Source organism: Nocardia sp. NPDC050378, from assembly GCF_040655675.1.
Classification (GTDB): Bacteria; Actinomycetota; Actinomycetes; order Mycobacteriales; family Mycobacteriaceae; genus Nocardia; species Nocardia coubleae.
The window spans coordinates 81,036-92,969 of the sequence record NZ_JBFAKI010000008.1 but is presented as its reverse complement, the minus strand read 5'-3'; the positions used below and the strand labels follow the sequence as shown (position 1 = coordinate 92,969).

Sequence of the window (11,934 nt, the reverse complement as noted above, 5' to 3'; positions counted from 1 at the left end):
TCCGAAAACGTCTGGGTCCAGGTGATCGGCGCGAATCCGAGCGGAACCGGACCATCGGGGCGGGGACTGAGATTCATGACGCCCCGCTCGAGCCGTTCAGGTGATCGAGAGGACTCCGGGCGTGGCGACATCGACGCGCCGCATCGGCCAGTTCTCCTGCGGCGGCGGGTGTTCGGGCATGGGCGGCGGCCAGCTCGAGAACGTCGACCGCTACCCGGCGGAACTGCGAATCGAGTAGTCCGCAGCGCGCGGCCGTGGTCCACTCCCCCGCGGCCGGTGCGGCGAGAGCTGTTGCCTCGGCGACCACTTCGGGTGTCGAGAGCAGGGCGTCGAACAGGTGGATCGGGGTGGTCCAGGTATCGCCGGGCTGGGTGTCGAGGTAGCGCACCTCGAGGTGTCCGGAGGCGCGGACCGGCGGGAACAGGGTGGTGAGGTGGTAGTCGAGGTCGGCGCGGGTGGGGCGGCGGCCGACCTCGTCGTCGAGTGCGCCCGAGAGCCAGTCGGCGAAGGTCGCACCCGGTGGGGGCGACCAGTCGGCGTCGGGTTCGGTGCAGCGCACGCACAGCAGCGGAACGTCGAGCGCCCAGCGCGCGTAGGCGGCGATCGGGTCGGCCCAGTCGGATACCGGTGGCCTGGTGCGAGCCGGGTCGAGGCGCAACCAGGTGCGCATACGCTGGGAAACCCAATCCCCGCACGGTATTCCGTGCAGGGTCGGCGAGCAGGCGAATGCCGCGATCAGTGCGGGCCCGAGCACGTAGAGCGCGGTCCAGCGGGCGCGCACCTCGGCCGGGTCGGCACCGGCGTCGACGCTGACCTGGGTGGCGGCGGTATTGCACATCATCAGGCCGCCGAAGGGGCCGATGCCGGCGAACGCGCGTTCCATCGCCGCGTATCGGGGCAACCGGAGCAGCCGCTCGGCCGGGCGGTGCGCGTCGGCGGACGCGGCGGTGACGGTGATTTCCCTGGTGGCGAGCAAGTCCCGCAAACGGGCCGCATCTGCCCGCAGATGCCGCGTGAGCTCCGCCGGATCGGCGAAAGGCGCGCTGGAGAGTTCGATCTGACCACCGGGTTCGATGGTCACCGCGCTGCCACCGGGCAGGGGAAGCGCGCGTGAGGCAGGGGCGAGGGAGGTCGGAGCATGTGGCCCGAGGGCCGAGGAGAGCTGGTCGAGCGAGGGTCGGGCGCCGGTGGGTCCGGCGGTGAGCCATTCGAGTTCGGCACCGATCAGCGTGGGTGGCCCGAGCTTGAAACAGACCCCGCCCACATAGGCCTCAGCCGCCGCCCGCGACGACAATTCGCCCTGGTCGCAGGCGGAATCCGGCCATGAGGAGCGTTCCAGGGTGACCGCCATGCCAACCTCCACGTGGTGAGCGCCGCCGGGGCTCGGCGCATGTCGTTCATTCCAGGGTAGCGAGCGGCACCGACAGAAAAAGTGTCGAGAAGCCGAACACCGATCGGCGCTAGGGTCGTCGCCATGCTGGATTTCGCCACCATTACCGCCGCCACGCCGGGCCTTGCCGACGGCAAGGTCTTCCTCGACAGCGCGGGCTCGTCCCTGCCCCCGCGTATCGTCACCGACACCGTGATCGCCCACCTTCGTCGCGAAGCCGACATCGGTGGCTACCGCGCGGCAAACGAACGACTCGACGACCTCGCCGCCGTGAAGACCTCCATCGCCACCCTGATCGGCGCCACCACCGACACCATCGCGCTCAGCGACAGTGCCACCAGGTCATGGGCCGATTTCGCCTACTCGGTGCCGCTGCGCCCCGGCGACCGCGTGCTGATCTCCGGCGCCGACTACGCCAGCAATGCCATCGCCGCGCTGCAGCGCGCCGCCGCCACCGGCGCGGTGGTCGAGCGCATTCCCAGCGACGACACCGGCCGCCTCGACACCGCCGCCCTGGCGAACATGCTCGACGAGCGCGTCCGCCTGGTCTCGCTGCAGCACGCGCCGACCAACGGCGGCCTGGTGAACCCGGTCGCCGAGGCCACCCGCATCGCGAAACAAGCCGGTGCGATCGTGCTGCTCGATGCCTGCCAATCGATCGGTCAACTGCCGATCGATGTGATCGAACTCGGCGTCGACGCCCTGTCCGCCACCGGGCGTAAGTGGCTGCGTGGCCCGCGCGGCACCGGATTCCTTTACGTGCGTGACGAACTGGCGCACACGATGGAGCCCGCCCGCCTCGACCTGCACAGCGCCACCTGGACCGGCCCCACCGACTACCGCCTCGCCGACGGCGCCCAGCGCTTCGAGTTCTGGGAGTGCGATGTGGCCGCCCGCCTCGGCCTCGGCGCCGCCGTGGACTACCTGCTCGAACTCGGCCCCGACGAGGCCTACGCGGCGGTGGCCGCCGGCGCGGCATACCTGCGCGAAGCCATGGCCGACCTGCCCGGTGTGACCGTGCGCGATCTGGGGACCGAGCACAGCGGCATCGTCTCGTTCACCGTCGACGGCCACGATCCGGACCAGCTGCGTGACCGGCTCGCCGAACACGCCGTCACCGTCACCGTCAGTCGCGCCACCTCGGCGCTGCTGGACATGACCGAACGCGCGCTGCCCGCCATCCTGCGCGCCTCACCGCACTACTTCGTCAGCCGCTCCGATCTCGACCGTTTCGTCGCGACCTTGGCAACCCTGACACAGCGCTGACCGGCGGATCACGCGTTCGGTCCGCTGCCTCCGGCAGGCAATTGCCCCGGTGTGGCCAGAGCAGTCGGAGGCAGCGGCTATCGTGTTCACACAGGGGTGCCCGGGGGCAATTGGGGTTAACACCGGAATCACGGGGCGGGATCTGTTGGGAGCACGGCCGTAACCGATCGTTGGCGTAAAGGGAGTCCGACGTTGAGCAGGTTCACCGACGAAATGTTTGCCACAGCGCTGTCCAGCCCGCGTGGGCTGGTCACCGGAGAACCCGAGGCATCGCTTCGGCAGACCTGGGGGGAAATCCATCGCCAGGCGCGGCGGATGGCGGGCGGTCTCGCGGCCGCCGGGATCGGGCACGGCGATGCCGTGGGTGTGCTCGCCGGGCTACCGGTCGACATCGCCCCTGTGTGCCAAGGGATCTGGATGCGTGGCGCCTCGATCACGATGCTGCACCAGCCGACACCGCGCACCGACCTCGCGGTCTGGGTACGCGACACCGAGACCGTCCTGAACATGATCGAAGCGAAGGCCGTCGTGCTCGGTGAGCCGTTCGCCGCCGCCGAACCGGTGCTGCGGGAGCGCGGGATCACCGTGGTCCGGGTGGCGGAGCTGGCCGAGGGCGCCGACTCCGACCCGGTACCGACCACCGAGGCCGATATCGCCCTGCAGCAGTTGACCTCCGGGTCGACGGGCTCGCCGAAGGCCGTGCGCATCACCCACGGAAACTTCTACGTCAACGCCTACGCGATGTTCAATCGCGTCAAGTTCCAGACCGACGACGACGTGATGGTCAGCTGGCTGCCGCTGTTCCACGACATGGGCATGGTCGGATTCCTCAGTGTGCCCATGCAGTTCGGCGCCGAAGTGGTGTGCGTGACCCCGCTCGACTTCCTGGCCAGGCCGCTGCTGTGGGCCGAACTCATCGCCAAGTATCGCGGGACCGTCACGGCCGCACCGAACTTCGCGTATTCGCTGCTGGCGCGCCGGCTGCGGCAGGCCGAGCCGGGCAGCATGGACCTGTCGAGCGTGCGCTACATGTGGAACGGCGCCGAACCGGTCGACCCCGACACCATGACGGCCCTGGCCGAGGCCGGAAAACAGTTCGGCCTCAACCCGTCCGCCCTCACCCCCGTCTACGGCATGGCCGAAACCACCCTCGCCGTGTCGATTCCCGATCCCGGTCACGGCATGGTGCTCGATGTCGTCGACGCGGATCTGCTCGAGGCCGTCGGCAAGGCGGTGCCGGTCGCAGAGGACGGCCATCACGGCACGCCGCGCAAACTGCCGACCCTCGGCCACCTGGTCGACGATCTCGAGGGCCGGGTGGTCGACGACGAACGTCAGCCGCTGCCGGTGCGCTCGGTGGGCGTCATCGAATTGCGTGGCCCCGCCGTCACTTCGGGCTACGTCACCGTCGACGGGTTCCGCCCCGCCCAGGACGCCGACGGTTGGCTCGACACCGGCGACATCGGCTACTTCACCGACGACGGCCTCATCGTGGTGTGCGGCCGCATGAAGGACGTCATCATCATGGGCGGCCGCAACATCTACCCCACCGACATCGAACGCGCCGCCCTGCGCGTGCAGGGAGTTCGCCCCGGCAACGCCGTGGCTGTACGTCTCGACGCGGGCGAGAAGCGCGAAAGCTTCGCCGTGGTAGTCGAATCCAACGACTATCAGGTCCCCGACGAGGTGAAACGCATCGAACGCGAGATCGTCCACGAGGTCTTCGCCGAGGTAGGCGCCCGCCCCCGCACCGTAGCCATTCTCGGCCCCGGTGCCCTCCCGAAGACCTCTTCGGGAAAGCTCCGCCGCACAGCCACGGCGGCCCACCTCCGCTGAGAGCAACGAGCCCTTCCCGAAACCGGGGAGGGCTCGTTGCCGGAAGTTCGCTAGTGCAGCTGGTTCTGGGCTGTTTCCAAACCGGCCTTCAGCAACAGCTCCACCGCATCGGCAGCCTGCTCCACGATCACCGGCACCTCTTTACGCTCGGGGGCCGAGAACGGCTTGAGCACATAGTCAGCCGGATCCTGACGACCGGGCGGTCGGCTGATGCCGATCCGGGTGCGCAGGTAGTCCTTGGTGGTGAGGGCCTGGGAAATGGAGCGCAGGCCGTTGTGGCCGCCTTCGCCGCCGCCCTGCTTGAGCCGGATCGTCCCGAACGGCAGATCCAATTCGTCGTGCACCACGATCACCTGATCGACGGGCACCGAGAAGAACTTCGCCAGCGCCGCCACCGGACGCCCGGACAGATTCATATAGGTGCGCGGTTTGGCGATGAGGACCTGGCGACCGTCGAGGCGGGCCTGTAGCAGATCGGCACCGGATTTCTTGTGCACGGCAAAACGGCCGCCGACGCGCTCGGCGAGCACGTCGGCGACCAGGAAGCCCACATTGTGGCGGGTGCGCTCGTATTCGGGGCCGGGGTTACCCAGCCCCACCACGAGTGCGGGCCCGGAGGATTCGGTCATCGGCCGAACCGTGGAGCGTCTTACTCGGTCTCTTCGGGGGTGTCGCCCGCCTCGGCGGCGCCTTCACCCTCGTCGTCGAGCTGAGCGGCCGACGGCGCCGGGATCACGTTGACGACCAGGATCTCCGGCTCACCGGCCAGGGTGACGCCCTTGGGCAGCGTGATGTCGGCGGCCTGGATCTGGGTGCCCGCCTCGACGCCCTCGACCGAGACCTCGATGCTCTCGGGCAGGTTCATCGCGTCGGCCTCGATCGACAGGCTGTTGAGTTCCTGGGTGACCAGGGTGCCCGCGGCGGCATCGCCGGTGACGACGACCGGGACGTCGGCGACGACGCGCTCGCCACGCTTGACGATCAGCAGGTCGGCGTGCTCGATGTAGCGGCGGATCGGGTGGACGACGACCGACTTGGTCATCGCCAGCTGCTCCTTGCCGTCGATCTTCAGGCTCAGGATGGCGTTGGTGCCGTGCAGACGCAGGATGGCGGCGAAGGCCTTGGCGTCCAGCGACAGGTGCTGCGGCTCGGACTGGTGGCCGTACAGCACGGCGGGCACGTTGCCGTCGCGACGGGTACGGCGAGCGGCGCCCTTACCGAATTCGGTACGGACGGCGGCTTCGATCTGGTTCACGTCGGACATGACTGATGCGCTCCTACGGCTCTTCCGGGCTGGTCAAGGGCGACCCATCTACCGGGGTCGGGTGGTCTGCTCGTCGGACGAAGAACGAACGAGGACGACCGGGAAGGCCGAGCCGCGTCGATCACGGTGAGCACACGGGGTGCGACTCACCCTCGCCGAGACAACCCGACCACCATACCGCACCCGATCGGCCGACCTGAAACCGCTCCGGCTTCGAACTCCCAGCCCCCACGCCCCGACCTCGAGGAGGGGCCGCGACCTCTAGCGCGTAGACGCTCCAATAAACTCGATTGGTTGCCGACCACTGCGAGAGGTTCTGTGTTGACCGAGTCCGGAGAGAGCGCCGTCCCCACTCCGCGCGGATTGCCCGCCGAGGTGGCCCGTCGCCGCACGTTCGCCGTGATCTCGCACCCCGACGCGGGTAAGTCGACGCTCACCGAGGCGCTGGCGCTGCACGCGAAGATGATTTCCGAGGCGGGCGCCATCCACGGCAAGGCCGGTCGCAAGTCGACCGTGTCGGACTGGATGGAAATGGAGAAGGCGCGCGGCATCTCCGTGAGTTCGACCGCGCTGCAGTTCAATTACCGCGCGGCCGGTTCGGATGTCGACAGTGTCGTCAATCTCGTCGATACGCCGGGTCACTCCGATTTCTCCGAGGACACCTACCGGGTGCTCACCGCCGTCGACGCCGCGGTGATGCTGATCGACGCCGCCAAGGGCCTCGAGCCGCAGACGCTCAAGCTGTTCCAGGTGTGCCGGCACCGTGGCATCCCGGTGATCACGGTGATCAACAAATGGGACCGTCCGGGCCAGGCACCGCTGGAACTGCTCGACGAGATCAGCGAGCGTATCGGCCTCACCCCGACTCCCCTGTTCCTCCCGGTGGGTATCGCGGGCGACTTCCGCGGGCTGCTGCGCCGCGGGCCCGAGGGCGAGGCGACCGAATACATCCACTTCACCCGCACCGCCGGTGGCGCGACGATCGCCCCCGAGGAATCGCTGACGCCCGCCGAGGCCGAGGCGCGCGAGGGCGAGGCGTGGACCACCGCCGCCGAGGAGAGCGAACTGCTCTCGGCCACCGGACAGGACCACGATCAGGAACTGTTCCTCGCCGGGCAGACCTCGCCGGTCATCTACGCCTCGGCGATGCTGAATTTCGGTGTGCGCCAGCTGCTCGAGACCCTCGTCGCGCTGGCGCCGGCACCCGGTCCGCGCGCCGATGTGAACGGCAAACCCCGCGAGACCGGTGACCCGTTCAGCGCGGTGGTGTTCAAGGTCCAGGCCGGCATGGACACCGCCCACCGCGACCGGTTGGCCTTCATGCGCATCGTCTCGGGTGAGTTCGAACGCGGCATGGTCGTGACGCACGCCCAGACCGGTCGCCCCTTCGCGACCAAGTACGCGCTCACGGTGTTCGGCCGCGAACGCACCACCGTCGACACCGCCTACCCCGGCGATGTGGTCGGCCTGGTGAACGCGACCGCGCTGGCACCGGGACACACCCTGTTCGTGGACAAGAAGGTCGAATTCCCGCCGATCCCCAGCTTCGCGCCCGAGCACTTCGCGACGCTGCGCGCCCAGAGCGCGGGCAAGTACAAGCAGTTCCGCAAGGCCATCGACCAGCTCGATTCCGAGGGCGTCGTCCAGGTGCTGCGCAACGACGCGCGCGGCGACGCCTCGCCCGTGCTCGCCGCCGTCGGGCCCATGCAGTTCGAGGTGGTCACCGCCCGTATGCAGGCCGAGTTCAATGTCGAGACCCAGCTCGACTTCCTCGCCTACACCCTGGCCAGGCGCACCGATGCCGAGTCGGCGCCGGAGCTGGACCGCCAGCGCGGGGTCGAGGTGTTCACCCGCACCGACGGCGCGATCCTGGCCCTGTTCAGCGACAAGTGGCGGCTGCAGTACATCGAGAAGGAACACCCGGATCTCACCCTCGAGCCGCTGGTGGCCACCGCCGACTAGCTGTCTGGGTCGGGAGGTCTACTCCTCCGGTTCGCGTTCCACCCGGGAAACGTCCTGGGAGATCATGCCCCAGCGGCTCGCGGTGAGCCGCAGGCTCGGCAGGTCGCTGAGCGAGAGGACCACCTCGTAGGTGCGTTGGTAACCGGTGTGCGCGATGCGCCAGTAACCGTCGTCGCAGCGCACATAGCGGTCGGTGTAGAACGCGGCGCCGTGCAGACACATGTTGTGTTCGGGGATGAGTACGGTGTCGGCGAGATACCAGGTGCCGGTGGCGGTGTCGCCGTCGACGTCGATCTCCGGGTGGTCGCACCGGTGCTCGGTGATGACGTGCGGGCCGAGGGTGTTGCGCAGGAAGGCGAGGAAGGCCTCGCGCGACTCGAACTGCAGGTATTCGCTGTAGGTCGCCGTGGCCTCGGGCACGAGGGTGTCGGCGAACTCGTCCCAGGACTTGGTGTCCAGCGTGCGCAGGTAGCGGAATTTGAGTCTGCTGATCGCGGTGACGTCGTCGGGGTGCTCGGGTGGGCGTGGCTTCGGTTGCTCGGGGGGCGCGGCGGCGGGCTGTTCGTCGTCGGCGATCACACTGTCCATTCCGTGCCCGGCGACCAACGGCTCCTCCGCCCCGGGTAACAGCGGCCCCGAGCGTTCACGACGCACATCGACCTCCTCGACGCGCGCGTTCACAGACCCGGGCCCTTGCTCCATGCCTCCACGATCCCACCGGATGGCCCACACGAGGCGGATCTGTACCCGATCGCTACCCCTGTCGAAACCGGAGTGTGACCTGCGGCCGCTCGGGCAGGAGACTGTCTGGGCTAGCCGATGGTGAAGCAGGTGCGGCAGAAGTCCTCACCGAACTCCGAGAGGCGAAGGCTCTTGCGCACGATCTTCGGCGCGCGCCCGGCCTTCTTGAGCGCCTCCTCGACCACCGGCTGCACCTCGAGCACCATGTAGCGGCTCAGCACCACCGGGTCGTCGGAGGTGAGGGTGAGGCCGAGGCGGTTGAGGTTGATGAGGTAGGAGCGGGCCCGGTCGGGATAGCGCACGCCTGCCTGTTCGGGCACGGAGGTGAGGTCGCCCTGCACCAGTTCCGAGCCGATGCCGAGCGGGCGGTTGGTCCGCACGTCGACGGCGGGCTGGGGTCCGTTGAGGGCCATGAACCGCAGGATGCGGGCCTCGTCGGGGGCGATCTCGTCGAGGATGCGGTCGTAGGCGGGGTGCACGTCCTCGGTGAAGTACACGTCGGCCGAGCGGGCCAGCAGCGCATCGCCGCGGCGGCGCAGTTCCTCGGTGGTGGTGGAGCGCAGGTACGGGCCGACCGCGAGGGACTGCTGGCCCGAACCGTTGGTGGTCGGCACATAGCTGACGATCTCGCGCACCGAACCCTCGGTGACGCCGAGGGCACTGCGGGCGATCGAGCGCAGCGCGTTGCCGGTGCGCTCGGCGATATCGGCGGACGACTCACCGTCGAGCGCGGCCTGCGCCAGCTCCTTGGTGACCTCGTAGGTGGTGCCGACGGCCCACTGGCTGCCGCGCACGGCGGTGCCCGCGGCCAGTCCGGCCGCCCGGAACACGCCGCGGATCAGGCGGGCTTCGTTACTGATCTGTCGCTGCTCGACATCCGAGCTGCGCTCGACGGCGCGGGTACCGGCACGGGCCAGGTCCTGTCCGGTCCTGTCGTCTGTCAACGTCCTACTCCGAAGTCTCGCCGTGGACAACGATCGCCCACCAGATTATTGCCCGACCATGCTCCAGGCACAGTGCGATCTACCGCGCGCCCCTGTCCGCGCCTCGATTGTGGCCTGTCACGAAATGTGGTGATGGTCATTGTTCCGACTCGGTGGGCCGAGTGCGGCATCCGCGACAGGTTCTGTGACTGATGTCTCAGACACTACCCTGTGGCCTGGAGCACGGCGAATGGACCCGGTTCCGTACCTCACAGTAGGGTCACCTCGCTGCGGGGGTGCTAGTTTTTGAACGCCGGTGAAGGCGGTGGTCACCGGGTATCGGCAGGAGGGTGTCGTCAGTGTTGGAAAGTGTGTTCGGTATACATCCGACGCTCCTGCTCGAAATTCTGACCATCCCGTTGTTCACAGGCGTCATCGGTTACATCACCAACTGGACCGGCATTCTCATGCTGTTCCGGCCGCTCGAGTTCCACGGCGTCAAGCTGCCCGGCCTGCGCACGGTGTTTCCCTACCTGCCCAAGCGAATTCAGGTGCTGCCGCTGCTGAGTTACGACGGCCGCATCGGCTGGCAGGGCATCGTCCCCTCGCGGGCCGACAAAATGGCGAGCATCGCGGTCGACAAGGGGCTGTCGAAACTGGGCAGCGTCTCCGACTTCTACCGCGAACTCGAGCCGGACAAACTCGCCGAGCACCTGGCCGAGGTGGCCGACGCGCAGATTCGCGACATCGTCGAGGTGATCTTGCGCCGTGAGCATCCGCAGCTCTGGTACAACCTGCCCACTCAGGTCAGGGAGATGATCCACCAGCGGGTGCGGTCGCAACTGCCGGAGATCCTGCGCGAACTCACCATGGAACTCGGCACCAATATCGATCAGCTGCTCGATGTGAAGCAGATGGTGATCCGCTATTTCCAGGCACGCCCGCAATTGCTCAACCAGTTGTTCCAGGTGCTCGGCGCCAAAGAACTCCGGTTCATGCAGAATTTCGGTTTCTATTTCGGCGCGCCCTGCGGTCTGCTGCTCGTGCTGGCACTGCACACCACTTCGCTCTCGCCCCTGATCGTGCTGCCGATCGGCGGCATCGTGATCGGCTGGGTGGTGAACTGGGTGGGTCTGAACATGATCTTCGCGCCCGCCGAACCCAAGTGGTGGTGCCCGTGGCGGCAGGGCCTGCTCATCAAGCGTCAGCCCGAAATCACTTCCGGCTACGCGGCTTTGGTGTCGACCGAGGTGCTCACCGTCGCCAACATCGGTGACGAACTGCTCAACGGCCCGCGCTCGGACCGCACGCTGCAGATGCTCGAGGACACGCTGCGCCCGGCCGCCGATCGCGCCCTCGGCCCGGCCAGGCCCGCGGTGAAGTTCATGCTCGGCAGCCGCGAATACGACTCGCTGCAGTCCACCCTCACCGCCGAGGCCATGACGATCGCGCCCATGGCCTTCGCCGACCCCGCGTTCAATGTCCAGCAGGGCCGCCAGGTCAACGAATTCATCGCCCGGCAAATGTCCGCGCTTTCGCCGCACGACTTCGTGGACATGCTGCGTTCGGCGATCAAACAGGACGAATGGTTGCTTTTCGTCCATGGCGGCGCGCTCGGGCTCATTGCCGGATACGCTCACATCCTGGTCTTCGGAACAGGAGTAGCGACGACATGGATGTAGACGACGGACCTCCGTCCACCGAACTGGTGCGACGGTCGGTGCCGTCGCCCGATGCCCGCCGCGGCGTGCTCCCGGTATCACCGGTGCGCACCGCCCGCGCGGCGACCGGTGTTGCGCGCGTGGCGATCACCGCCGCGTCGGGGATGACGATGTGGACCCTCGACACCGCCCTCGGTGTCACGGTCACGGTGCTGCGCGGCAGTATCGCGGGTACGCCGCCCGCCGAGGTGCTCGCCGACGCGCAGACCGAAGTACGCGACCGGCTGCGCAACGCCCTCGGCCTTCCCCAGAGCGGGGAACAGCACGGTGGTCCCGGCATGCCGACGCTGCGCGAACAGGGCGCCGAACTGCTCCGCCTGTCGGCGAGTACCCATGCGGTGGCACCGGATTCGCATCCGGCCTACCCGGGGATCCTCGCCGAGATCACCCCCGACGAGGCGCGCATCCTGCGGTTTCTGCACGTGGACGGACCGCAGCCGTCGATCGACGTGCGCACCGGGCGTCAGCGGGCGTTCGGCGGCGAACGCCTCATCAGCGGGCTCACCATGCTCGGTGAGCATGCGGGTCTGCGCTTTCCGAACCGGGTGCCGCAGTACCTGCCGAACCTGCGCAGGCTCGGACTCATCGAGTCCACCCGTGAGCCGGTGGGCAACCCGAGCCGCTACCAGCTCATCGAGGCGCAGGAACAGGTGCGCGAGGCGTTGAAGCGCGCCAGTTTCGGCACCAAGGTGAGCTACCGCAGCATCGTGCTCACCGAGTTCGGCGCCGACTTCGTGCAGACCTGTCTGCTGTCCCGCCTCTCCGAGATTTCAGGCCAGCCTCAGGCGCGCGACCGGTAGAAGACGCGGCAAGACTCATCGAGTTCGGTGG

Annotated in this window: 10 protein-coding genes; 5 read left to right on the top strand and 5 right to left on the bottom strand. The window is 68.1% G+C overall.

Translation table 11 applies throughout. The annotated features are described in order from the left end of the window. Window positions 1-73: 73 nt before the first annotated feature. Window positions 74-1,351: an ergothioneine biosynthesis glutamate--cysteine ligase EgtA gene (gene egtA / locus AB0I35_RS19310; RefSeq protein ID WP_357397455.1), complete on the bottom strand. Its 1,278-nt coding sequence runs from the start codon at window positions 1,349-1,351 to the stop codon at window positions 74-76. Between the two features lie 123 nt (window positions 1,352-1,474). Here egtA and AB0I35_RS19305 point away from each other — a divergent pair, with 123 nt between their 5' ends. Further along, the gene (locus AB0I35_RS19305; protein WP_357397453.1) at window positions 1,475-2,656 is read left to right on the top strand and encodes an aminotransferase class V-fold PLP-dependent enzyme; all 1,182 of its coding nucleotides are present in this window, start codon (window positions 1,475-1,477) and stop codon (window positions 2,654-2,656) included. 192 nt (window positions 2,657-2,848) lie between these two features. After that, window positions 2,849-4,492, top strand: coding sequence for a fatty acyl-AMP ligase (locus AB0I35_RS19300; RefSeq protein ID WP_357397452.1), 1,644 nt, complete (start codon window positions 2,849-2,851; stop codon window positions 4,490-4,492). 50 nt (window positions 4,493-4,542) lie between these two features. Here the strand turns inward: AB0I35_RS19300 and pth are convergent, their stop codons facing one another. Then, a complete protein-coding gene (pth, locus tag AB0I35_RS19295; protein WP_067485516.1) occupies window positions 4,543-5,121 on the bottom strand; it encodes an aminoacyl-tRNA hydrolase in 579 nt (192 codons plus the stop codon). A 20-nt stretch (window positions 5,122-5,141) separates the two neighbouring features. Beyond that, window positions 5,142-5,756, bottom strand: coding sequence for a 50S ribosomal protein L25/general stress protein Ctc (locus tag AB0I35_RS19290; RefSeq protein ID WP_357397450.1), 615 nt, complete (start codon window positions 5,754-5,756; stop codon window positions 5,142-5,144). Window positions 5,757-6,077: 321 nt separating this feature from the next. Between AB0I35_RS19290 and AB0I35_RS19285 the strand changes: the two genes are divergently transcribed. Further along, window positions 6,078-7,718, top strand: a complete 1,641-nt coding sequence (locus AB0I35_RS19285; protein WP_357397449.1) for a peptide chain release factor 3 — start codon at window positions 6,078-6,080, stop codon at window positions 7,716-7,718. Between the two features lie 18 nt (window positions 7,719-7,736). Here AB0I35_RS19285 and AB0I35_RS19280 read toward each other — a convergent pair whose 3' ends face one another. Together AB0I35_RS19280 and AB0I35_RS19275 are read right to left on the bottom strand one after the other, a co-directional pair. Continuing rightward, window positions 7,737-8,297 carry a nuclear transport factor 2 family protein gene (locus tag AB0I35_RS19280; protein ID WP_357397636.1) on the bottom strand — a complete coding sequence of 187 codons (561 nt, stop codon included), beginning with the start codon at window positions 8,295-8,297 and terminating at the stop codon, window positions 7,737-7,739. 233 nt (window positions 8,298-8,530) lie between these two features. Further along, window positions 8,531-9,403 (bottom strand): Abi-alpha family protein, encoded by an 873-nt coding sequence (locus AB0I35_RS19275; protein ID WP_084456787.1) that lies wholly within the window; start codon window positions 9,401-9,403, stop codon window positions 8,531-8,533. Window positions 9,404-9,741: 338 nt separating this feature from the next. On the opposite strand from AB0I35_RS19275, the gene AB0I35_RS19270 reads away from it, so the two are divergent. Together AB0I35_RS19270 and AB0I35_RS19265 are read left to right on the top strand one after the other, a co-directional pair. Next, window positions 9,742-11,064, top strand: a complete 1,323-nt coding sequence (locus tag AB0I35_RS19270; protein ID WP_357397447.1) for a hypothetical protein — start codon at window positions 9,742-9,744, stop codon at window positions 11,062-11,064. After that, complete coding sequence (locus AB0I35_RS19265) at window positions 11,055-11,903, top strand: Abi-alpha family protein (RefSeq protein ID WP_357397446.1); 849 nt, start codon at window positions 11,055-11,057, stop codon at window positions 11,901-11,903. The genes AB0I35_RS19270 and AB0I35_RS19265 overlap by 10 nt, the downstream gene beginning before the upstream one ends. The last annotated feature ends 31 nt before the right edge of the window (window positions 11,904-11,934 follow it).

Bases quoted from the DNA above. Each gene is read 5' to 3' on its own strand.
- pth (WP_067485516.1), bottom strand. From the start codon at position 5,121: ATGACCGAATCCTCCGGGCCCGCACTCGTGGTGGGGCTGGGTAACCCC.
- egtA (WP_357397455.1), bottom strand. From the start codon at position 1,351: ATGGCGGTCACCCTGGAACGCTCCTCATGGCCGGATTCCGCCTGCGAC.
- AB0I35_RS19265 (WP_357397446.1), top strand. From the start codon at position 11,055: ATGGATGTAGACGACGGACCTCCGTCCACCGAACTGGTGCGACGGTCG.
- AB0I35_RS19290 (WP_357397450.1), bottom strand. From the start codon at position 5,756: ATGTCCGACGTGAACCAGATCGAAGCCGCCGTCCGTACCGAATTCGGT.
- AB0I35_RS19305 (WP_357397453.1), top strand. From the start codon at position 1,475: ATGCTGGATTTCGCCACCATTACCGCCGCCACGCCGGGCCTTGCCGAC.